26 protein-coding genes are annotated in these 23,177 nt (G+C 44.3%); all 26 read right to left on the reverse strand.

What is annotated here, in order from left to right:
- Positions 1-20: 20 nt before the first annotated feature.
- The 26 genes from rpsN to nusG all read right to left on the reverse strand — a co-directional run bounded on the left by rpsN (position 21) and on the right by nusG (position 23,174).
- Entirely contained in the window at positions 21-326 is a 306-nt protein-coding gene (gene rpsN / locus AAEZ00_RS16505; protein ID WP_124013992.1) for a 30S ribosomal protein S14, read from the reverse strand.
- A 10-nt stretch (positions 327-336) separates the two neighbouring features.
- Positions 337-876, reverse strand: coding sequence for a 50S ribosomal protein L5 (gene rplE, locus AAEZ00_RS16510; protein ID WP_101033732.1), 540 nt, complete (start codon positions 874-876; stop codon positions 337-339).
- Positions 877-889: 13 nt separating this feature from the next.
- The gene (gene rplX, locus AAEZ00_RS16515) at positions 890-1,204 is read right to left on the reverse strand and encodes a 50S ribosomal protein L24 (RefSeq protein ID WP_101033730.1); all 315 of its coding nucleotides are present in this window, start codon (positions 1,202-1,204) and stop codon (positions 890-892) included.
- Positions 1,205-1,214: 10 nt separating this feature from the next.
- Positions 1,215-1,583 carry a 50S ribosomal protein L14 gene (gene rplN, locus AAEZ00_RS16520; RefSeq protein WP_011635649.1) on the reverse strand — a complete coding sequence of 123 codons (369 nt, stop codon included), beginning with the start codon at positions 1,581-1,583 and terminating at the stop codon, positions 1,215-1,217.
- Positions 1,584-1,758: 175 nt separating this feature from the next.
- Positions 1,759-2,007, reverse strand: a complete 249-nt coding sequence (gene rpsQ / locus AAEZ00_RS16525) for a 30S ribosomal protein S17 (protein WP_101033728.1) — start codon at positions 2,005-2,007, stop codon at positions 1,759-1,761.
- A complete protein-coding gene (rpmC, locus tag AAEZ00_RS16530; protein WP_101033726.1) occupies positions 2,007-2,198 on the reverse strand; it encodes a 50S ribosomal protein L29 in 192 nt (63 codons plus the stop codon). Before rpmC ends, rpsQ begins: the two co-directional genes overlap by 1 nt.
- On the reverse strand, positions 2,198-2,608 hold the full coding sequence (gene rplP, locus AAEZ00_RS16535) for a 50S ribosomal protein L16 (RefSeq protein WP_101033724.1): 411 nt from the start codon (positions 2,606-2,608) through the stop codon (positions 2,198-2,200). The genes rpmC and rplP overlap by 1 nt, the downstream gene beginning before the upstream one ends.
- Before the next feature lie 11 nt (positions 2,609-2,619).
- Entirely contained in the window at positions 2,620-3,309 is a 690-nt protein-coding gene (gene rpsC / locus AAEZ00_RS16540) for a 30S ribosomal protein S3 (RefSeq protein WP_124013991.1), read from the reverse strand.
- Between the two features lie 12 nt (positions 3,310-3,321).
- Entirely contained in the window at positions 3,322-3,654 is a 333-nt protein-coding gene (rplV, locus tag AAEZ00_RS16545; protein ID WP_101033720.1) for a 50S ribosomal protein L22, read from the reverse strand.
- Positions 3,655-3,669: 15 nt separating this feature from the next.
- Positions 3,670-3,948 carry a 30S ribosomal protein S19 gene (rpsS, locus tag AAEZ00_RS16550; RefSeq protein WP_101033718.1) on the reverse strand — a complete coding sequence of 93 codons (279 nt, stop codon included), beginning with the start codon at positions 3,946-3,948 and terminating at the stop codon, positions 3,670-3,672.
- Between the two features lie 15 nt (positions 3,949-3,963).
- Positions 3,964-4,788: a 50S ribosomal protein L2 gene (gene rplB / locus AAEZ00_RS16555; protein ID WP_101033716.1), complete on the reverse strand. Its 825-nt coding sequence runs from the start codon at positions 4,786-4,788 to the stop codon at positions 3,964-3,966.
- 16 nt (positions 4,789-4,804) lie between these two features.
- Positions 4,805-5,107 (reverse strand): 50S ribosomal protein L23, encoded by a 303-nt coding sequence (gene rplW / locus AAEZ00_RS16560; protein ID WP_101033714.1) that lies wholly within the window; start codon positions 5,105-5,107, stop codon positions 4,805-4,807.
- Positions 5,104-5,709, reverse strand: coding sequence for a 50S ribosomal protein L4 (rplD, locus tag AAEZ00_RS16565; RefSeq protein WP_101033712.1), 606 nt, complete (start codon positions 5,707-5,709; stop codon positions 5,104-5,106). The genes rplW and rplD overlap by 4 nt, the downstream gene beginning before the upstream one ends.
- Before the next feature lie 17 nt (positions 5,710-5,726).
- Positions 5,727-6,365 carry a 50S ribosomal protein L3 gene (rplC, locus tag AAEZ00_RS16570; protein ID WP_101033710.1) on the reverse strand — a complete coding sequence of 213 codons (639 nt, stop codon included), beginning with the start codon at positions 6,363-6,365 and terminating at the stop codon, positions 5,727-5,729.
- A gap of 27 nt (positions 6,366-6,392) precedes the next feature.
- On the reverse strand, positions 6,393-6,704 hold the full coding sequence (gene rpsJ, locus AAEZ00_RS16575; RefSeq protein ID WP_011635639.1) for a 30S ribosomal protein S10: 312 nt from the start codon (positions 6,702-6,704) through the stop codon (positions 6,393-6,395).
- A gap of 353 nt (positions 6,705-7,057) precedes the next feature.
- Entirely contained in the window at positions 7,058-8,242 is a 1,185-nt protein-coding gene (tuf, locus tag AAEZ00_RS16580) for an elongation factor Tu (protein WP_101033683.1), read from the reverse strand.
- A gap of 69 nt (positions 8,243-8,311) precedes the next feature.
- Positions 8,312-10,408 carry an elongation factor G gene (fusA, locus tag AAEZ00_RS16585; RefSeq protein WP_101033707.1) on the reverse strand — a complete coding sequence of 699 codons (2,097 nt, stop codon included), beginning with the start codon at positions 10,406-10,408 and terminating at the stop codon, positions 8,312-8,314.
- 78 nt (positions 10,409-10,486) lie between these two features.
- On the reverse strand, positions 10,487-10,957 hold the full coding sequence (gene rpsG, locus AAEZ00_RS16590; protein ID WP_101033705.1) for a 30S ribosomal protein S7: 471 nt from the start codon (positions 10,955-10,957) through the stop codon (positions 10,487-10,489).
- A gap of 82 nt (positions 10,958-11,039) precedes the next feature.
- The gene (rpsL, locus tag AAEZ00_RS16595) at positions 11,040-11,414 is read right to left on the reverse strand and encodes a 30S ribosomal protein S12 (protein ID WP_101033703.1); all 375 of its coding nucleotides are present in this window, start codon (positions 11,412-11,414) and stop codon (positions 11,040-11,042) included.
- A 176-nt stretch (positions 11,415-11,590) separates the two neighbouring features.
- Positions 11,591-15,817: a DNA-directed RNA polymerase subunit beta' gene (rpoC, locus tag AAEZ00_RS16600; protein WP_124013990.1), complete on the reverse strand. Its 4,227-nt coding sequence runs from the start codon at positions 15,815-15,817 to the stop codon at positions 11,591-11,593.
- 82 nt (positions 15,818-15,899) lie between these two features.
- Positions 15,900-19,931, reverse strand: a complete 4,032-nt coding sequence (gene rpoB / locus AAEZ00_RS16605) for a DNA-directed RNA polymerase subunit beta (RefSeq protein WP_101033697.1) — start codon at positions 19,929-19,931, stop codon at positions 15,900-15,902.
- Positions 19,932-20,165: 234 nt separating this feature from the next.
- Positions 20,166-20,531 (reverse strand): 50S ribosomal protein L7/L12, encoded by a 366-nt coding sequence (rplL, locus tag AAEZ00_RS16610; protein WP_101033695.1) that lies wholly within the window; start codon positions 20,529-20,531, stop codon positions 20,166-20,168.
- 54 nt (positions 20,532-20,585) lie between these two features.
- On the reverse strand, positions 20,586-21,086 hold the full coding sequence (gene rplJ / locus AAEZ00_RS16615; RefSeq protein ID WP_101033693.1) for a 50S ribosomal protein L10: 501 nt from the start codon (positions 21,084-21,086) through the stop codon (positions 20,586-20,588).
- Between the two features lie 273 nt (positions 21,087-21,359).
- Positions 21,360-22,061, reverse strand: coding sequence for a 50S ribosomal protein L1 (gene rplA / locus AAEZ00_RS16620; RefSeq protein ID WP_101033691.1), 702 nt, complete (start codon positions 22,059-22,061; stop codon positions 21,360-21,362).
- A 4-nt stretch (positions 22,062-22,065) separates the two neighbouring features.
- A complete protein-coding gene (gene rplK / locus AAEZ00_RS16625) occupies positions 22,066-22,494 on the reverse strand; it encodes a 50S ribosomal protein L11 (RefSeq protein WP_124013989.1) in 429 nt (142 codons plus the stop codon).
- A 128-nt stretch (positions 22,495-22,622) separates the two neighbouring features.
- Positions 22,623-23,174 (reverse strand): transcription termination/antitermination protein NusG, encoded by a 552-nt coding sequence (gene nusG, locus AAEZ00_RS16630; protein ID WP_101033687.1) that lies wholly within the window; start codon positions 23,172-23,174, stop codon positions 22,623-22,625.
- Positions 23,175-23,177 lie beyond the last annotated feature (3 nt).

Genomic DNA, 23,177 nt, shown 5'->3' on the forward strand with positions numbered 1-23,177 from the left:
GCTTACTCCGTGACAAGTGCTTACCAGCTGGCCTTACGCAGACCAGGAACTTCACCACGCATGGTTGCTTCACGTAATTTAATACGGCTTAAGCCGAATTTACGTAGGAAACCATGTGGGCGACCAGTTTGATTACAGCGGTTGCGTTGACGCGCAGCGCTAGAATCACGTGGTAGAGCTTGTAACTTAAGTACAGCATCCCAGCGATCTTCGTCAGAAGTTGCAGGACTGTTGATAATAGCCTTAAGTGCTAAACGCTTTTCAGCATATTTAGCTACGAGCTGCGCACGTTTTGCTTCACGTGCTTTCATAGATGTTTTTGCCATTATGCTACCCTTATTTCTTGAATGGGAAGTTAAAAGCGTCTAACAAAGCACGACCTTCTTCATCATTCTTCGCAGTAGTAGTGAAAACAATATCCATACCACGAATTTTATCGATTTTATCATAATCGATTTCTGGGAAGATGATCTGCTCACGCACGCCCATTGCGTAATTACCACGACCGTCAAACGCTTTAGCGCTTAAGCCTCGGAAATCACGAATACGTGGTATTGCAATGTCAACTAAACGCTCTAAAAATTCCCACATACGCTCACCGCGTAGGGTCACTTTACAGCCAATAGGGTAGCCTTCACGGATTTTAAAACCAGCAACTGATTTACGTGCAACAGTTACAATTGGTTTCTGGCCAGCGATTGCAGTCATGTCACGGAGCGCATGCTCCATAACTTTCTTATCTGCAACAGCTTCGCCTACACCCATGTTGAGGGTGATTTTTTCAATCCGAGGGACTTGCATGACACTGCTATAACCGAACTTTTTAGCTAGTTCAGCGATTACAGTCTCTTGATATTTATCATGCAGTTTCGCCATCGTTTACTCCAAATTACTTAACGAGTTCGCTGTTCGATTTAAAGAAACGGACTTTTTGGCCGTCTTCAAATCGGAAACCAACACGATCTGCCTTGCCTGTGGCTTGGTTAAAGATCGCAACGTTTGATGCTTGAATCGGTGCTTCTTTCTCGATAACGCCGCCAGTCACGCCCAATTGAGGGTTTGGTTTCTGGTGCTTTTTAACAAGATTGAGGCCTTCAACAATTAACTTACCAGTAGGTAAAACTTGAGAAACCTTACCGCGGCTACCCTTGTCTTTACCTGCTAGTACAATTACTTCGTCTTCACGACGGATTTTAGCTGCCATTTGAAGCTCCTTACAGTACTTCTGGTGCCAGCGAGACAATCTTCATGAATTTATCATTACGCAATTCACGTGTCACTGGGCCAAAGATACGAGTACCAATCGGTGCAAGGTTTGCATTAAGCAAAACCGCTGCATTTCGATCGAAGCGAATGACAGAACCGTCTGGACGACGAACGCCTTTCTTAGTACGGACTACCACCGCGTTATATACATCACCTTTCTTCGCTTTAGCGCGAGGAATTGCTTCTTTAACAGAAACTTTGATGATGTCGCCGATACCGGCATAACGACGATGAGAGCCACCCAAGACCTTAATACACTGAACTCTGCGTGCGCCGCTGTTACATGCGACGTCTAGAGTCGATTGCATTTGGATCATTTCAAGTGCTCCGCTATCGTTACTACACAATCCCACTATGGGACTACATTTGAACCAAATTCAAGTAATAATTTACTTAAAAATGGCGCGCAAGTATAACACACATTTTCGGGATGCATAGCAAAAAAAACAAACGGCCCCAAATACTGGGGCCGTTTACGTTAGCCTAATAAAATTAGGCTTTTGTCACTACTTCAGCAAGCGTCCAAGACTTAGTCTTAGATAGCGGACGACACTGGCTAATCGCCACGTAATCCCCTTCGTTACACTGATTAGTTTCGTCATGTGCATGGATCTTAGTAGTACGCTTAATGTACTTCCCATAAATAGGATGTTTCACTTGGCGCTCAATAGCAACAGTAATAGACTTGTCCATTTTGTTGCTAATTACTTTACCTTGCAAAGTACGGGTTTTATCAGACATTACGCACCTGCCTTAGAAGTAATAATGGTCTTTACACGTGCAATGTTACGACGCACTAGTTTCAATTGATTAGTTTGGCTCAACTGACCAGTAGCGTGTTGCATACGCAGGTTAAACTGCTCACGCAGCAGACCAAGTAATTCAGCGTTAAGTTCTTCAACGCTCTTTTCTCTTAGTTCGCTCGCTTTCATTACATCACCGTCTTAGTTACGAAGGTAGTCTTCAGAGGAAGTTTGGCTGAAGCCAAAGCAAAGGCTTCACGAGCCAACGCTTCAGGAACACCATCCATCTCATAAAGAACCTTACCAGGTTGAATCTGACATACCCAGTATTCAACGTTACCTTTACCTTTACCCATACGCACTTCTAGAGGCTTAGAGGTAATTGGCTTGTCAGGGAAAACTCGAATCCAAATTTGTCCTTGACGCTTAACGTGACGTGTCATGGCACGACGTGCAGATTCAATTTGACGAGCAGTTAAACGGCCACGGCCGACTGCTTTCAAACCGAAAGTACCAAAGCTAACTTCAGTACCGTTCGCTAGACCGCGGTTGCGGCCCTTGAACATCTTGCGAAACTTCATACGTTTAGGTTGCAGCATAAAAGTTTCTCCTATTTACCACGAGGCTTACGCTTGGGTTGCTGCTTAGGCTCTTCAATAGCTGGTATTAAACCGTCTAGAACTTCGCCTTTGAAGATCCAAACTTTAATACCAATCACACCATATTGCGTGTGACTTTCTGCAGTTGAATAGTCGATATCGGCACGCAAAGTATGTAGAGGTACACGACCTTCACGATACCATTCTGCACGCGCGATTTCAGCTCCGCCTAAACGGCCGCTCACTTGAACTTTGATACCTTGAGCACCAATGCGCATTGCGTTTTGTACTGCGCGCTTCATAGCACGACGGAACATAACACGACGCTCTAACTGCTGAGCTATAGAGTCAGCGACGAGCTTAGCGTCTAATTCAGGCTTACGGATCTCAGCGATGTTGATTTGAGCAGTAGTACCAGTGATTTTAGACACATAGGCACGTAATACTTCAACGTCTTCACCTTTCTTACCAATCACAATACCTGGACGGGCAGTGTGAATAGTAACGCGGATGCTCTTCGCTGGGCGTTCAATAACAATCTTAGATACTGATGCGGCTTTTAACTTTTCAGTTAAATATTGACGCACTTCCCAGTCGCTGTTCAGATTATTTGCATAGTCTGACTTATCTGCGTACCAGGTAGAGATCCAAGGCTTAGTGATACCCAGACGGATACCATTAGGATGTACTTTCTGTCCCATTGCTCTCTTCTCCTAGCGATCTGCTACAACCACAGTAATGTGACTGGTACGCTTCATGATACGATCAGCGCGGCCTTTAGCACGTGGCAAGATGCGCTTCATTGTTGGGCCTTCATCTACGAAGACGGCTCCAACTTTAAGCTCATCAATGTCAGCACCTTCGTTGTGTTCGGCGTTTGCGATAGCTGAGTCAAGTACTTTTTTAACTAGTACGGCGGCTTTCTTGGGGCTGAATGTCAAAATCTCGAGCGCCTTAGAAACAGGCAATCCACGAATTTGATCAGCAACTAGACGGGCCTTCTGCGCAGACGTACGAGCAAAACGATGTTTAGCTAAAACTTCCATCTTATTCCTCCCGTATTAACGCTTCTTCGCTTTCTTATCTGCGACATGGCCGCGATAAGTGCGAGTTGGTGAAAATTCACCAAGCTTGTGACCGATCATTTCGTCAGTTACGAACACAGGTACGTGCTGACGACCATTATGGACAGCGATGGTCAACCCAATCATATTAGGGATGATCATTGAGCGACGAGACCAAGTCTTAATTGGCTTTTTGTCTCCCGCTTCCATCGCTTTCTCTACCTTCTTCAGCAAGTGCAGGTCAATGAAGGGACCTTTCTTGAGAGAACGTGGCATGGCGAATCCTCTTAACTATTTATTACGACGACGTACGATGTACTTGTCAGTGCGCTTGTTGCTACGAGTTTTATAACCCTTAGTCGGCACACCCCATGGACTCACTGGATGACGTCCACCAGAAGTACGGCCTTCACCACCACCATGTGGATGGTCTACTGGGTTCATTGCAACACCTCGAACTGTAGGGCGTATGCCTCTCCAGCGCGTAGCACCTGCTTTACCTAACTGGCGTAGCATGTGCTCGGAATTACCAACTTCACCAAATGTTGCGCGGCAATCTACTGGAACTTTACGCATTTCGCCAGAGCGAAGACGTAGAGTTGCATAAGCACCATCACGCGCAACAACTTGTACATAAGCACCAGCTGAACGTGCGATCTGAGCGCCTTTACCAGGCTTCATTTCAACAGCGTGTACAACACTACCTACTGGAATGTTGCGTAACGGTCTAGCGTTACCAGTCTTGATTTCTGCATCCAAGCCAGATTGGATTGGGTCGCCAGCTTTCATGCCTTTTGCAGCAAGAATATAACGACGCTCACCATCTGCATACAGTACTAACGCGATGTGCGCTGTACGGTTTGGATCGTATTCAAGACGTTCAACTTTCGCAGGAATACCATCTTTGTTGCGTTTAAAGTCAACAATACGATAGTGCTGCTTATGTCCACCACCTATGTGGCGAACAGTGATACGGCCAGTATTGTTACGGCCACCACTTTTAGTTTTTTTCGCCAACAGGCCAGCAAAAGGTTTACCCTTATGCAGGTCCGTATTCACCACTTTAACTACGTGGCGACGACCTGGAGAGGTTGGCTTACACTTAATAACTGCCATGATAATTCTCCTTTGCTTATTCAGCGCCGCCGACGAAATCAATGTCAGCACCAGCAGCTAAAGTAACATAGGCTTTTTTCCAATCGATGCGACGACCAACTCGGCCACCAGTACGTTTGGTTTTGCCTTTATTAACTAAAGTGCGAACCGAATTAACTTCAACTTCAAATAGCTTCGCTACTGCAGCTTTAATCTCTGCTTTAGTTGCATCGATGGCTACGCGGAAGACTACAGTGTTGTTTTTCTCAGCAAGCACAGTACTCTTTTCAGAGATATGTGGACCAAGAATAACTTTTAGCAAACGTTCTTCGCGGATCATGCTAGCATCTCCTCGATTTGCTTCACTGCGTCAGCAGTAACAAGAACAGTGTTGAACGCAATTAGACTCACTGGGTCAAGACCCGCTACGTCACGAACGTCAACTTTGTATAAGTTGCGAGCTGCTAAGAATAAATTCTCATCAACTTCAGCAGTAACAATTAGAACGTCTTCTAAGTTCATTGCTTTTAATTTAGCTTTCAGCTCTTGTGTTTTAGGAGCTTCGACACCAAATGATTCAACAACAACCAGACGATCTTGACGTACCAATTCAGAAAATATGCTCTTAAGAGCACCACGGTACATCTTCTTGTTAACTTTTTGGCTATGATCTTGTGTTTTAGCAGCGAAAGTTACGCCACCGCCACGCCAGATTGGGCCTTTAACACTACCGGCACGAGCGCGGCCAGTGCCTTTCTGACGCCAAGGCTTTTTGCCTGAGCCAGTTACTTCTGCACGAGTCTTTTGGGCACGAGTGCCCTGACGCGCGTTTGCAGCATACGCTACAACTACCTGATGAACCAGTGCCTCGTTAAAGTCACGGCCGAAGGTAGTTTCGGAAACTTCAAGAGCGCTCTGGGCGTCTTTCAATACCAATTCCATTACTATCTCCTCAGACCTTAAGCTTTAACTGCTGGCTTGATAATCAAGTCACCATTGGTAGCGCCTGGAACTGCGCCGCGTACTAATAACAAGTTACGTTCTGCATCAACACGTACAACGTGTAGATTTTGAGTCGTTACTTGCTCAGCACCCATATGGCCTGACATTTTCTTGCCTTTGAATACACGACCAGGCGTTTGGTTCTGACCGATAGAACCATTCGAACGGTGTGCCAAAGAGTTACCGTGAGTCATATCTTGAGTACGGAAGTTCCAACGCTTAACACCGCCTTGGAAGCCTTTACCCTTTGATTGACCGGTAACATCTACTTTCACTGTCTCAGCGAAAATATCAACATTAATTTCAGCACCAACTTCAATGCCTTCGCCTTCACCATCTGCTAAACGCATTTCCCATAAACCACGACCGGCTTCGACGCCGCCCTTGGCAAAGTGACCTGCTTCTGCTTTAGTGATGCGATTGGCTTTTTTGGTACCAGTAGTTACTTGAAGTGCACGATAACCGTCTGTTTCTAAAGTTTTCACTTGAGTAACACGATTGCCTGCAATTTCAATTACTGTTACAGGGATTGACGTACCATCTTCAGTGAAGATGCGAGTCATACCCACTTTACGACCAATAAGACCGATAGCCATCTCTCAAACCTCTTCTAAGGATCTCAATTAACCTAAGCTAATCTGAACGTCGACACCAGCCGCAAGATCTAAACGCATTAATGCGTCTACAGTCTTTTCTGTTGGCTCTACGATGTCAACTAAACGCTTGTGGGTACGAATTTCGTACTGATCACGAGCATCTTTATTAACGTGCGGAGAGATCAAAACGGTATAACGCTCTTTGCGAGTAGGTAGTGGAATAGGTCCACGTACCTGCGCGCCTGTACGCTTAGCAGTTTCAACGATTTCCGCTGTAGACTGATCAATTAAACGATGATCAAAGCCTTTCAAGCGGATACGGATTCTTTGGTTCTGCATTGACCAGAGCTCCTAAAATGGACATATAAAAAATCACCCTCTAGCTTCTTCCTAATGGAAAAGCAGAGCGAGATGATTTAACCGTTCGACTCCCAATCGGAGTCGCTGTGAAAATGATTAACCATACTGGTTAGTCATTATAATTTACGCTGCACTAGTCAGCGAGGGGGCAAGTATACAGAACTTTTATCGGAGATCAAGCCCATTGTGTAAATAGTCTTCAGAAAGTTGTTTTACAATCAATTGCTGAGTATTCACTACACATCCTGGGTCAATACCACCAATGATTGTCAGTTTCTAAAAATAAAAAAGGAAGCCGAGGCTTCCTTTTTCAGTGTTCACTAAAGTCGCTATTACGCGATAATTTTAGCTACAACACCTGCACCAACTGTACGGCCACCTTCACGGATAGCAAAACGTAAACCGTCATCCATCGCGATTGGGTAAATCAGTGTAACTACCATCTTGATGTTATCACCAGGCATAACCATTTCTACGCCTTCTGGTAACTCAATTGTGCCTGTTACGTCTGTTGTACGGAAGAAGAACTGTGGACGGTAGCCTTTGAAGAATGGAGTATGACGTCCGCCTTCTTCTTTGGACAACACGTAGACTTCTGACTCAAACGTTGTGTGTGGGTTAATTGAACCAGGCTTAGCTAGTACTTGACCACGTTCAACATCATCACGCTTAGTTCCACGTAATAACACACCACAGTTTTCGCCAGCACGACCTTCGTCAAGTAACTTACGGAACATTTCTACACCAGTACAAGTCGTTTTAGTTGTTGGTCTAACACCAACAATTTCTACTTCGTCTGATATACGAACGATACCACGTTCAACACGACCGGTTACCACTGTTCCACGACCTGAAATCGAGAATACGTCTTCGATTGGTAGTAGGAACGGCTTATCGATGTCACGCTCTGGCTCTGGAATATAAGTATCTAAAGCTTCTGCAAGCTCAAGAATTTTAGCTTCCCACTCTGGCTGGCCTTCTAGTGCCTTAAGCGCTGAACCTTGGATTACTGGTAAATCATCACCTGGGAAGTCGTATTCTGAAAGAAGCTCACGCACTTCCATTTCTACTAATTCTAGTAATTCTTCGTCATCTACCATGTCACATTTGTTCATGAATACGATGATGAAAGGGACACCTACTTGACGAGAAAGCAAGATGTGCTCACGTGTTTGTGGCATTGGGCCATCAGTAGCAGCTACTACTAAGATTGCGCCGTCCATCTGTGCAGCACCGGTAATCATGTTCTTAACATAATCCGCGTGACCTGGACAATCTACGTGTGCGTAGTGACGTAATGGTGTGTCATATTCGATGTGAGAAGTATTAATTGTAATACCGCGCTCACGCTCTTCTGGAGCGTTATCAATTTGAGCGAAGTTACGAGCTTCACCACCATATGTCTTAGACAAAACGGCAGAAATTGCTGCTGTTAAGGTTGTTTTACCATGGTCAACGTGACCAATGGTGCCCACGTTTACGTGAGGCTTATTACGTTCAAATTTAGCTTTTGCCACGATATATTCCTTTCTTTTCAGAAGTGCTCGATTAATTCGAGCAATATAACATTGATGCCGTAACCAATATTAGTTACGAGATTCTATAATCGCTTTTGCAATGTTTTGCGGTGCATCTGCGTACTTCAAGAACTCCATAGAGTATGAAGCGCGACCCTGAGATGCAGAGCGCAAATCAGTCGCATAACCAAACATTTCAGATAGAGGCACTACTGCATGAACAAGTTTAACACCTGCGATGCCATCGTCCATACCTTCAATTATGCCACGACGGCGGTTTAAATCACCCACAACATCGCCCATATAATCTCCAGGTGTAGTCACTTCTACTTTCATACAAGGTTCGAGCAACACAGGGGTTGCTTCTAGCGCGCCCTTTTTGAAGCCCATAGAGCCTGCAATTTTGAACGCCATTTCGTTCGAGTCCACATCATGATATGAACCATCAAACAAACTGACTCTCACATCAAGTACAGGGTAGCCGGCTAATACGCCATTCTTCATCTGTTCTTGAATACCTTTGTCAACGGCAGGAATGAATTCTCGAGGAACTACACCACCTACAACTTCGTTAACAAATTCGTAGCCCGCACCCTCTTCGAGTGGTTCAATTCTTAACCAAACATGGCCATATTGGCCACGTCCGCCTGATTGACGTACGAATTTACCTTCCACTTCTACTTTAGAACGAATTGTTTCACGGTAGGCAACCTGTGGTTTACCTACGTTACACTCTACACCAAATTCGCGACGCATACGGTCAACGATGATGTCTAGATGCAATTCGCCCATACCAGATATTAGTGTTTGTGCCGACTCTTCATCAGTTTCAACTTTGAAAGACGGGTCTTCTGCTGCTAGTTTTTGCAGCGCAATCCCCATTTTATCTTGGTCAGCTTTTGAACGAGGCTCAACGGCAATGGTAATTACGGGTTCAGGGAACTCCATGCGCTCAAGAATCACTCTGTGATTGTTATCGCAAAGGGTATCACCGGTTGTTACATCTTTAAAACCGATAGCAGCCGCTATATCGCCAGCACGTACTTCTTTCAGTTCTGTTCGGTCATTAGCGTGCATTTGCACAATTCGACCTACTCGCTCACGTTTCTGCTTAACAGAATTATAAACACCAGCACCTGATTCAAGTACACCTGAATACACGCGGATAAAGGTCAGTGTACCAACAAATGGATCAGTCGCAATTTTAAATGCTAAAGCCGCAAAAGGGGCATTGTCATCTGGTAGGCGTTTGACTTCTTTTTCGCTTTCATCAATGCCTGTAATTGCAGGAACATCAATAGGTGCAGGTAAAAAGTCAACTACCGCATCGAGTACCGCTTGCACACCTTTGTTCTTAAATGCAGAACCGCAAGTGGCTAACACGATCTCATTGTTAATTGTGCGCTGACGCAACGCTGTTTTGATCTCTACTTCTGATAACTCACCCTCTTCAAGGTATTTGTTCATCAGTTCATCAGAGGCTTCAGCTGCTGCTTCCACGAGATACTCATGCATTTCTGCAGCTTTTGCCGCTAGATTTGCAGGAATGACTTCATAAGTAAATGTCAGCCCCTGATCTGTTTCAGACCAGTTAATGGCTTTCATCTTAATTAAATCAATAACACCCTTGAAGTTCTCTTCTACACCAATGTTTAATTGTATTGGTACACAAGTCGCACCAAGGCGGTTACGAATTTGATTTATTACACGGTCAAAATCAGCACCTGCACGGTCCATCTTGTTAACAAACACCAGACGTGGAACGTGGTATTTATCTGCTTGACGCCATACAGTTTCAGATTGTGGTTCAACGCCTGACGAGCCGCAAAATACTACTACAGCACCATCGAGAACACGTAATGAACGCTCGACTTCAATTGTAAAGTCTACGTGACCTGGGGTATCGATGATATTAATACGGTGTTCAGCGAATTGAGCATCCATGCCACGCCAAAATGTTGTTACTGCAGCAGATGTGATAGTAATACCACGCTCTTGCTCTTGTACCATCCAATCTGTCGTAGCGGCGCCGTCATGCACCTCACCGATTTTATGAGACATACCGGTATAGAACAGAACACGTTCTGTTGTGGTAGTTTTACCTGCATCCACATGAGCAACAATACCGATATTACGATAACGCTCAATTGGGGTTGTACGAGCCACTATTATACCCTCTCAGCTAAAACTTTTGGTTTTAGCAATATCAACAATATGGAGCGGACCGAAGTCCGCTCCATCATATTACCAACGGTAATGGGCAAATGCTTTGTTAGCTTCAGCCATGCGATGCACGTCTTCACGCTTCTTAACCGCAGTACCTTTGTTGTCAGACGCATCTAGCATTTCACCTGCTAGACGTAAAGCCATAGATTTTTCACCACGTTTGCGAGCAGCTTCAACTAACCAGCGCATCGCTAGTGCGTTACGACGCACTGGACGAACTTCACATGGTACTTGATAAGTAGAACCACCAACACGACGAGATTTAACTTCGACTGATGGGCGAACGTTATCAAGAGCTGCTTCAAGGATACTTAAATGATTTTCGCCTTTCTTTTCAGCGACAACATCTAATGCCTTGTAAATAATTTTTTCTGAAGTCGACTTTTTGCCGTCCTTCATAATGACGTTGATGAACTTAGCCAACAACTCACTGTGAAACTTTGGATCTGGTAGGATTTTACGTTGTCCTACAACGCGACGTCTTGGCATATTAATTCTCCGTATGCTTCAGGTATTTCCAAAACTGGAATGTCAAATAAATATTAGCTTGGCCTTACTTAAACGGAATACGTTAAGACTTAGGTCGCTTAGCACCGTACTTAGAACGGCCTTGGCGACGTGAAGTCACGCCAGCACAGTCTAATGCGCCACGAACAGTGTGGTAACGCACACCAGGTAAGTCTTTAACACGACCACCACGGATTAGGATTACACTGTGTTCTTGCAAGTTATGGCCTTCACCACCGATATACGAAGTGACTTCGAAACCGTTAGTTAGACGCACACGAGCTACTTTACGTAGTGCAGAGTTAGGTTTTTTAGGTGTTGTAGTGTACACACGAGTACAAACACCACGTTTTTGTGGGCACGCGTTCAACGCAGGCACATTAGTCTTTTCGACTTTTGGCGCGCGTGGCTTACGTACCAACTGGTTAACAGTTGCCATGTATAGCTCCGACAGTTGATTTAAACTCAACAATAAGGTGTGAAAAATCTATATCCCACAATGGTGGGACGCGGAATTTTAGAAAGGTAATGGCTGCCTGTCAAGAAATAGCCAACTTTTCGTGCATATTCCGATAAAAAAGGCGCCAATGGCGCCTTTTTTAACAAACCATTAACTTAATCTTGGCTACCAGCCAAGTTTAGTAGGTCTGCTAGGTTCTGTTCAGCTTCGCTTGCGGTTACTGTTGTAGCTTCCACTTTGCCACGAGAACTTAATACTTTAGCACGTTCTTCGTTACGGGTTTTGTGATAAGCATAACCAGTACCGGCTGGGATCAAACGACCAACAATTACGTTTTCTTTCAGACCACGTAATGGATCGCTCTTGCCACCAACGGCCGCTTCAGTTAACACACGAGTGGTTTCCTGGAACGAGGCTGCAGAGATGAATGATTCAGTCGCCAAAGAAGCTTTGGTAATACCGAGTAATTCACGCTCAAACGTTGCAGGTGCTTTACCTTGAGCGACTAGCTCACGGTTAGCAATCTTCACGCGTGATACTTCTGCTTGTTCGCCCGCTAGGAAATCACTATCGCCTGCTGAAGAGATTAAACACTTACGCAGCATTTGACGAATGATCACTTCGATGTGCTTATCGTTGATCTTAACGCCCTGTAGACGGTAAACGTCCTGTACTTCGTTCACAATGTAGTTAGCTACGTTGTGAATACCACGAAGACGCAAGATGTCATGTGCCGCTTCTGGACCGTCTGCAATAACTTCACCACGTTCGACTTTTTCACCTTCGAACACGTTTAAGTTACGCCACTTAGGGATCATTTCTTCATAATGTTCACTACCATCTGCTGGAGTGATCACTAGACGACGTTTACCCTTAGTTTCCTTACCGAACGAGATCGTACCAGAGATTTCTGCAAGAATGGCAGGCTCTTTTGGTTTACGCGCTTCGAATAAGTCAGCAACACGTGGAAGACCACCGGTGATATCACGGGTTTTAGACGATTCTTGTGGAATACGTGCTAATGGGTCACCAACGTTGATGTTCGCGTTATCGTCTTTCGACACAATCGCGTTACCCGGTAAGAAGTATTGAGCTGGTACTTCTGTACCAGGGATCGTTAAGTCATTACCGTTTGCATCAACTAAGCGAATTGCTGGACGTAATTCTTTACCTGCTGAAGTACGCGCACCGACATCGAGCACCACGACAGAAGATAAACCGGTTAATTCATCTGTCTGACGTGTCATGGTGACACCGTCAATCATATCAACGAATTTAACACTACCAGCCACTTCAGAAATAATTGGGTGAGTATGTGGATCCCAGTTAGCGATAATTTCGCCAGCGGCAACTTCACTGTCTTCCAATTTCTCTAATACGGTACCGTAAGGCACTTTATAACGCTCTTTCTCACGACCTAGCTCATCGATGATGGCTAATTCAGAAGAACGAGATACGATAACGAGCTTACCGTCGATGTTAGAAACATGCTTAGCATTGTGTAACTTCAGAGAACCCGCGTTCTTAACTTGAACGTTGTTTTCTGCAGAAGCTCGAGATGCCGCACCACCGATGTGGAACGTACGCATGGTTAACTGAGTACCAGGTTCACCAATTGACTGCGCAGCTACAACACCAATCGCTTCACCGTGGTTAATAATATGACCACGAGCCAAGTCACGTCCGTAACACGCTGCACACACACCGAAGTCTGTATCACAGGTAATAACTGAACGTACAATAACTTCATCGATACTGTGTTCTTCTAACGTATTACACCATGCTTCATCAAGGAGTGTGTTGCGTGGAGCAAGCACTTCTTCTGTACCAGGCTTCATTACGTCAAGAGCAACCACGCGACCTAGAACACGTTCGCGTAATGGTTCAACAACATCACCACCTTCAATAAGCGGTTTCATTGTTAGACCACGTTCAATACCACAGTCATCTTCAATAACGACTAAGTCTTGTGCAACGTCTACTAAACGACGGGTTAAGTAACCCGAGTTCGCCGTCTTCAATGCGGTATCGGCAAGACCTTTACGCGCACCGTGAGTAGAAATAAAGTACTGTAGTACGTTAAGACCTTCACGGAAGTTAGCCACAATTGGGGTTTCGATGATTGAGCCATCTGGCTTAGCCATCAGACCACGCATACCGGCTAACTGACGGATCTGAGCCGCACTACCACGAGCGCCCGAGTCAGCCATCATATAGATACTGTTAAACGATGCTTGTTGCTCTGGAACACCATCACGGTTAATCACTGTCTCAATTGACAGGTTTTCCATCATCGCTTTCGAGACTTTTTCGTTAGCGCTTGCCCAGATATCAATTACTTTGTTGTAACGCTCACCGGCGGTAACAAGACCTGATTGGAACTGCTCTTGAATTTCAAGCACTTCAGCTTCAGCGTCTGCTACTAAGGTGTATTTCTCGTCTGGAATAACCATGTCATCGATACCAACAGAGGCACCAGAAATGGTCGCAAAACGGAAACCGGTATACATCAATTGGTCAGCAAAGATAACGGTATCTTTAAGGCCTAATTGACGATAACAGGTGTTCAACAACTTAGAGATCTGCTTCTTACCCATGTTTTGGTTAACCAAATCATACGATAAGCCTTCAGGCAAAATTAATGATAAAAGAGCACGACCAACAGTTGTATCAATGATACGAGTTGCTTTAGTTCTTTCGCCATCTTCTGCAATATGCGTTTCGGTAATACGCACTTTAACGCGAGCATGTAATTCAGCAACGCCAGTAGCGTAAGCTTTCTCTACTTCAGACACATCAGAAAAAGCCATGCCTTCACCGCGACCGTTAACACGCTCACGACTGGTGTAGTACAAACCTAATACAACGTCCTGAGACGGAGTAATTACTGGCTCACCGTTAGCAGGTGACAAAATGTTGTTGGTTGACATCATTAGCGCACGAGCTTCTAACTGAGCTTCAAGCGTTAATGGTACGTGAACCGCCATTTGGTCACCGTCGAAGTCGGCGTTGTATGCCGCACAAACTAACGGATGCAATTGAATTGCTTTACCTTCAATCAGTACAGGTTCAAATGCTTGAATACCCAGTCTGTGAAGTGTAGGTGCACGGTTAAGCATGACTGGATGTTCACGAATCACTTCGTCTAACACATCCCATACTTCAGCCTGTTCGCGTTCAACCATTTTCTTAGCAGCTTTAATAGTAGTCGCTAAACCACGACCTTCTAACTTGCCGTAGATGAATGGCTTGAATAGTTCAAGCGCCATCTTCTTAGGAAGACCACACTGATGCAGACGTAAAGTAGGACCTACGGTAATTACCGAACGGCCTGAATAGTCAACACGCTTACCGAGTAAGTTCTGACGGAAACGACCTTGCTTACCCTTGATCATATCAGCAAGAGATTTAAGCGGACGCTTGTTAGAACCGGTAATAGCACGACCGCGACGACCGTTATCTAATAGCGCATCAACTGACTCTTGTAACATACGTTTTTCATTACGTACGATAATGTCAGGCGCAGCTAAATCTAACAGACGCTTTAAGCGGTTGTTACGGTTGATAACACGACGATATAGATCGTTCAGATCTGATGTCGCGAAACGACCACCATCTAACGGCACTAATGGACGTAGATCAGGTGGAAGAACCGGTAATACTTTTAAGATCATCCACTCTGGTTTGTTACCAGATGTGAAAAATGCTTCCATCAGTTTAAGGCGCTTAGTGACCTTCTTGCGACGGGTTTCTGAGTTGATTGAAGGCAACTCTTCACGCATTTGCTCGATCTGTTCTTCTAAGTTGATAGCACGTAGCAATTCAAGAACTGCTTCGGCACCCATCTTAGCTTCAAACTCATCACCGTATTCTTCTAACGCATCAAGATATGTTTCTTCGGTTAGCATTTGGCCGCGCTCAAGCGTGGTCATGCCCGGCTCGATCACCACAAATGATTCGAAATACAGTACGCGTTCAATATCACGCAACGTCATGTCCAGCATTAAGCCGATACGTGACGGAAGTGATTTTAAGAACCAAATGTGGGCAACTGGACTAGCCAGATCTATGTGACCCATGCGCTCACGACGCACTTTAGTCTGGGTAACTTCTACGCCACACTTTTCACAAATCACACCACGATGCTTCAAACGCTTGTATTTACCACACAAACATTCGTAATCTTTAACTGGACCAAAGATACGCGCACAGAACAAACCTTCGCGTTCAGGCTTGAATGTACGGTAGTTAATGGTTTCTGGCTTCTTTACTTCACCAAAAGACCAAGAACGGATTAGATCTGGCGAGGCCAAACCAATTTTAATACCGTTAAATTCTTCAGTCTTACTTTGCTGCTTAAGAAACTTTAATAAGTCTTTCACGTTTCTCTCCTGAAGGAGTTAAACCAGGTGCTTTGCTGATGCAAAGCACCCTTGGTTACCAAACATTGCTTAAGTGCGATGCTTACTCTTGGTCCAACTCGATATTAATACCAAGTGAACGAATTTCCTTCAACAATACGTTGAAAGACTCAGGCATGCCCGGTTGCATCTGATGGTTACCGTCGACGATGTTTTTATACATCTGAGTACGACCGTTAACGTCATCTGACTTAACTGTTAGCATTTCTTGTAGAGTATAGGCAGCACCGTATGCTTCTAGTGCCCACACTTCCATCTCACCGAAACGCTGACCACCAAATTGAGCTTTACCGCCCAATGGTTGTTGTGTAACTAAGCTGTACGAACCCGTAGAACGAGCGTGCATCTTATCATCAACCAAGTGGTTCAATTTAAGCATATACATGTAACCAACGGTTACTTTACGCTCAAATTCGTTACCGGTACGGCCGTCACATAATGTCAACTGGCCAGACTCTGGTAAGCCTGCAAGAGCAAGCATTTGCTTGATCTCTTTCTCTTTAGCACCGTCGAATGCTGGTGTAGCAATTGGAATACCACCTTTAAGGTTGGTCGCCAAGCGCACCACTTCATCATCAGTGAACGAATCGATATCAACGCGCTGAAGCACGTCATCACCTAACTCATATACCTGCTTGATGTAACCACGAAGTTCAGCAATTTCGCGCTGCTCTTCAAGCATAGCGGTAATTTTATTACCGATACCCTTCGCTGCTGCGCCCATGTGGACTTCCAGTACCTGACCAATGTTCATACGCGATGGTACGCCCAGTGGGTTAAGTACGATGTCTACAGGATTACCTTCTTCATCGTATGGCATGTCTTCAACAGGACAAATCTTCGAGATAACACCTTTGTTACCATGACGACCCGCCATCTTGTCACCAGGCTGGATAGTACGTTTAACTGCAAGGTAAACCTTAACAATCTTCAGTACGCCAGGAGCCAAGTCATCACCTTGGGTGATCTTACGACGCTTGATTTCAAATGTCTTATCAAAGTCAGCTCTTAGCTCTTCGTGCTGTTCAGCTAACTGCTCTAATTCAGTTTGTTTGGTTTCATCGTCGATAACTTGAATTAATACGTCTTTACGTGGGATCTCAGCTAACTTAGCCTCAGAGTAACCGACAGACAGTAACAAGTTACGAGCACGGCCCAATACACCTTCTTCAAGGATCTTGAACTCTTCACCTAAGTCTTTACGAGCTTGGCGAACGTGCATATCTTCAATTTCAAGCGCGCGCTTGTCTTTCTCAACGCCGTCACGGGTAAATACCTGTACGTCGATGATGGTGCCTTTGACTGAGTTAGGAACACGTAATGAGCTGTCCTTAACGTCAGAAGCTTTTTCACCAAAAATAGCTCGGAGTAGTTTCTCTTCTGGCGTTAACTGTGTTTCACCCTTAGGTGTCACTTTACCCACAAGAATGTCGCCACCCTTCACTTCTGCACCAATATAGACGATACCTGATTCATCTAATTTAGATAAAGCAGATTCCCCAACGTTTGGAATATCAGCAGTGATTTCTTCGCTACCCAATTTAGTATCACGAGCAATACAAGAAAGCTCTTGAATATGGATAGTGGTGAAACGATCTTCTTGCGCAACGCGCTCAGAAATTAAGATCGAATCTTCGAAGTTATAACCGTTCCAAGGCATAAATGCGATGCGCATGTTCTGACCAAGCGCCAAATCACCTAAATCGGTAGATGGACCATCAGCCAATACATCACCACGAACCACTGGCTCACCAACTGAACAACAAGGACGTTGGTTGATACAAGTGTTTTGGTTTGAACGGGTATATTTAGTTAGATTGTAAATGTCGATACCCGCTTCACCTGCGTGTAGCTCATCTTCATTCACTTTAACTACGATACGGCTAGCATCAACATAATCAACCACACCGCCACGTTTAGCAGCAACAACCACACCAGAGTCAACAGCAAGAGTACGTTCAATACCCGTTCCGACTAACGGCTTATCAGCACGTAAAGTAGGTACTGCTTGACGTTGCATGTTTGCACCCATCAATGCGCGGTTAGCATCATCGTGTTCTAAGAACGGAATTAATGATGCCGCAACAGAAATAATCTGTTGTGGAGATACGTCCATATACTGAACATCTGCTGCACGCATAAAGGTTGACTCACCTTTGTGACGACAAGCAATTTGCTCTTCAACCATGCGGTTATCAGCATCAATTTCGATGTTAGCCTGAGCAATGACATATCGGCCTTCTTCGATTGCTGATAAGTATTCAACTTCATCAGTAATCACACCATCAATCACTTTGCGATAAGGTGTTTCTAAAAAGCCGTAAGAGTTAGTGCGCGCAAAACTTGCTAACGAGTTGATTAGACCAATGTTTGGACCTTCAGGGGTCTCAATTGGACATAAACGACCGTAGTGAGTTGGATGTACGTCACGAACTTCAAAACCAGCACGTTCACGAGTCAAACCACCAGGACCAAGCGCAGAAATACGACGCTTATGCGTGACTTCTGACAACGGGTTGTTTTGATCCATAAACTGTGACAACTGTGAAGAACCGAAGAATTCTTTCACTGCCGCAGAAATTGGCTTCGCATTAATTAAGTCTTGTGGCATAAGCTCGTTTAAATCGCCTAAAGATAGACGTTCACGAACAGCACGCTCAACACGGACTAAACCAACACGGAACTGGTTTTCAGCCATCTCACCCACGCTACGAATACGACGGTTACCTAAGTGGTCAATATCGTCGACTTCATCATTACCGTTACGGATTTCGATGATTTTCTTCATAACGCAAACGATGTCTTCTTTAGACAGCACGCCACGACCTTCGTCTTCAGCAATCTCAAGACGACGGTTGAACTTCATACGACCTACTTTAGATAAGTCATAACGTTCTTCACTGAAGAATAGATTTTGGAATAAACCTTCAGCTGCATCTTTGGTTGGTGGCTCGCCAGGACGCATCATACGGTAGATTTCAACTAACGCTTCTAAACGGTTAGTTGTTGAATCAATGCGTAATGTGTCGGCAATATAAGCACCATGATCAAGGTCATTGATAAATAAAGTATCAATATTCTTGATTCCAGCAAGTGATAAGTTAGCTAAATTTTCTAAGCTAATCTCGCTGTTTGCTGTCACTAACACTTCACCGGTATCTTCATCGATGTAGTCTTGAGCAGCATATTTACCAACAATATAATCTACTGGTACTTCTAGCTCAGTAGTGTTGGTTTTTTCAAGTTGCTTAATATGACGCGCAGTAATGCGACGGCCAGCTTCAACGAGTAAAGAGCCTTCAGCATCTTTAATGTCATAGCCTGCAGTTTCACCACGAAGACGGTCAGGCACAAGTGCCATTACTAATGAGTCTTTTTTAATCTTAAACTCAATACGCTCGAAGAATAAATCGAGGATATCTTGAGTTGAATATTCAAGCGCACGTAAAATAATAGTCGCCGGTAATTTACGACGACGGTCAATACGAACGAATAGAGCATCTTTAGGATCAAATTCAAAGTCAAGCCATGAACCACGGTAAGGAATAATACGTGCGTTATACAGCACCTTACCAGAAGAGTGGGTTTTACCACGGTCATGATCAAAGAACACACCTGGAGAACGGTGTAACTGAGACACAATTACACGCTCAGTACCGTTAATAACGAAAGTACCGTTATCAGTCATCATGGGGATATCACCCATGTAGACTTCTTGCTCTTTAATGTCTTTAACAGTACCAGCAGCAGCTTCACGGTCAAACAACACCATGCGTAATTTCACGCGAAGTGGGGCTGAATAAGTAACACCGCGGATCTGACATTCTTTCACATCAAAAACTGGCGCACCTAGCTTGTAGCTGACATATTGAAGCTCAGAATAGCCAGAGAAGCTCTTGATAGGAAAAACGCTACGGAATGCGGCTTCAAAGCCACGCTCACCCGTAGGGTCCTGATCGGTGAATTTCTTAAAAGAGTCTAACTGGATAGACAATAAATAAGGAATGTCCAAAACTTTTGGACGCTTACCAAAGTCTTTGCGAATACGCTTCTTTTCAGAATAGGAGTAAACCATGGGTTTCCTCTGCTTACGAGATGTGACCAAGACTGAAATAATATAATTAAATCAGCACGTTTGCCCATCACCGTTGATGGCAAGAACCTAACCAGTAATCTCTGCTAGGGACTGCTAAAACTGGCGATAAACGGTGAAAAAAAATCGCCTGCGCATAAAGCGCAAAAAAGGCCGACGGTTAAAAAACCGCCAGCCTTCACCCAATTACTTGGGTGATGCAAGCTAAATTATAGCTTACTTAACTTCAACAGATGCACCAGCAGCTTCTAAACTAGCTTTAAGTGTTGCAGCTTCTTCTTTAGACACAGCTTCTTTAACTGCGATTGGAGAAGATTCAGCCATAGTCTTAGCTTCTTTCAGGCCTAAACCTGTAGCGCTACGAAGCGCTTTAATAACTGATACTTTGTTTTCGCCAAATGATGTAAGAACTACATCAAATTCTGTTTGCTCTTCAACAACAGCAGCTTCGCCGCCGCCTGAAACTACTGCAGCTGCAGCAGAAACGCCGAATTTCTCTTCCATAGCTTCGATTAGTTCAACAACTTCCATTACAGACATTGCTGCGAAAGCTTCTAAGATTTGGTCTTTAGTGATAGACATTAGAAATATTTCCTATTGTTCTGAATTCAATTTTATTAAGCTGCCTGCTTAAAATTAAGCGGCGTCTTGTTTTTGATCGCGAAGGGCGGCCAATGTACGAACGAATTTGCCAGCAGATGCTTCTTTCATAGTCATCATCAACTGAGCTAGTGCTTCTTCGTATGTTGGTAGTTTCGCTAAACGATCAATATCAGCTGCAGGGATAAACATCCCTTCGAAAGCTGCACCTTTAACTTCAAATTTTGCTTGTCCCTTAGCGAAGTCTTTTAAAAGACGCGCTGCTGCACCTGGGTGCACATTAGAGAAAGCTATCAAAGTTGGGCCGGTGAACGTATCTGCTAGGCACTCAAAAGCTGTACCTTCAACTGCACGACGAGCAAGAGTGTTACGTACTACACGTACAAACACACCATTTTCGCGAGCAGCTTTACGCAGACCGGTCATAGCACCTACAGTCACGCCGCGTGAATCGGCAACAACTGCAGAAAGTGCACCTTTGGCAGCTTCGTTGACTTCAGCAACAATTGCCTTTTTGTCTTCGAGTCTTAATGCCATTGGCTTTACTCCTGGATTCTACCTAGGGAATTCCCTAGTATTTACCAAATTAAACACCTATGTGTTTAATTACTTACGGTGCAGATTTCCAGTAAAAAAATTTAGCTGGGGCCTGACACCGTCTACGCTGGAAATTAAGTCAATCTGACGATTAACACCTGCGGTCTTGGACGGAAACCGACTCTATTATCCAAAAATTCGAAAATTAATGAATAAAAGCGGCTTCAACCCACAAAGTGCGCGTATTATAGACTAATACGCGCTCCTTGTATATTACTTCGCTTCTTCCAAAGAACTCTGGTCGATAGCAACGCCTGCACCCATAGTGGTAGAGACGCTTATTTTTTTCACGTAAATGCCTTTAGCAACTGCAGGCTTAGCCTTTTTCAGTGCTGACACTAACGATTCTAAGTTTTCTTTCAACTGTTCGGTAGTAAAAGTTACTTTGCCGATAGTTGTATGGATAATACCATTTTTGTCGTTTCTGTAACGAACTTGACCGGCTTTGGCATTCTTAACGGCTTCAGCAACATTTGGCGTTACTGTACCCGTTTTAGGGTTAGGCATTAAACCACGAGGGCCTAAAATTTGACCTAACATACCAACAACGCGCATTGCATCTGGAGAGGCAATAACAACATCAAAGTTCATTTCGCCAGCTTTAACTTGTGCAGCTAGATCTTCCATACCCACAAGTTCTGCACCAGCAGCTTTAGCCGCTTCAGCGTTAGCACCTTGTGTGAATACAGCAACACGAACGTCACGACCAGTACCGTGTGGAAGTACAGTAGCACCACGCACGTTTTGATCTGATTTACGAGGATCGATACCTAGGTTAACAGCAACGTCAACACTTTCAACAAATTTAGCAGTTGCTAATTCTTTTAAAAGTATTACAGCTTCGCTGATGTCATACTGTTTTGTTACATCAACTTTTTCGCGAATAACGCGACCGCGCTTAGTTAGCTTTGCCATTATATTAATCCTCTACTACCAAACCCATTGAACGTGCAGTACCTTCAATTGAGCGAGTCATCGCTTCAATATCAGCACCAGTCATATCAGCGGCTTTAGATTCAGCAATTTCCTGAACAGCGCTACGCTTGATAGTTCCTACTTTATCAGTATTAGGACGGCCAGAACCTGATTTCAGACCTAGTGCTTTAAGCAGTAGGAAAGATGCAGGTGGAGTCTTAGTTACAAAAGTAAAAGAACGGTCACTATAAACGGTGATAACAACAGGGATCGGCATACCTTTCTCGAACTTTTCAGTACGAGCGTTGAATGCTTTACAAAATTCCATGATGTTCACACCTTTTTGACCTAAAGCAGGACCAACTGGTGGAGACGGGTTTGCAGCGCCAGCTGCTACTTGTAGCTTAATATAAGCTTCAATTTTCTTTGCCATGTCGACATATCCTCAATTTGGGTTCAAACGCATTTTGGCGACATGCCAATATGCTCCCCTGAAAACAACGGGTGCGAATTATATAAAAAACTACACTCGCAAACAATATTTATTTGTATTTATTTTAATCAGCTCTTTTCGACCTGATGAAAATCTAATTCTACTGGTGTTGAACGACCGAAAATCATCACAGAAACCTTAATACGGTTCTTTTCATAATCGACTTCTTCAATAGTACCGTTAAAGTCTGCAAATGGACCGTCGCACACACGAACAACTTCACCAGGTTCATACATAATACGATGAGTTGGAGATTCAACAGTATCTTGAAGACGTTGAAGAATAGCGTCAGCTTCTTTGTCAGAAATCGGTGACGGGCGATCTGATGTGCCACCAATAAAGCCCATTACACGAGGAATACTTTTGACTAAGTGCCAACTATCATCATTCATTTCCATCTGGACTAGTACATAACCAGGGAAGAATTTACGTTCACTTTTACGACGTTGACCGGCACGCATTTCAACAACTTCTTCAGTAGGAACTAAGATCTCACCGAAGTACTCTTCCATATTGTGCATTCTGATATGTTCGAGCAGTGTTTTAAGCACACGGCCTTCGTAGCCCGAGAAAGCTTGGATCACATACCATCTTTTTTTCGCTTCTGTAACTTCAGTCATTTT

Origin of the sequence: Shewanella sp. S1-49-MNA-CIBAN-0167 (assembly GCF_040310145.1) — a bacterium.
GTDB lineage: Bacteria > Pseudomonadota > Gammaproteobacteria > Enterobacterales > Shewanellaceae > Shewanella > Shewanella psychromarinicola.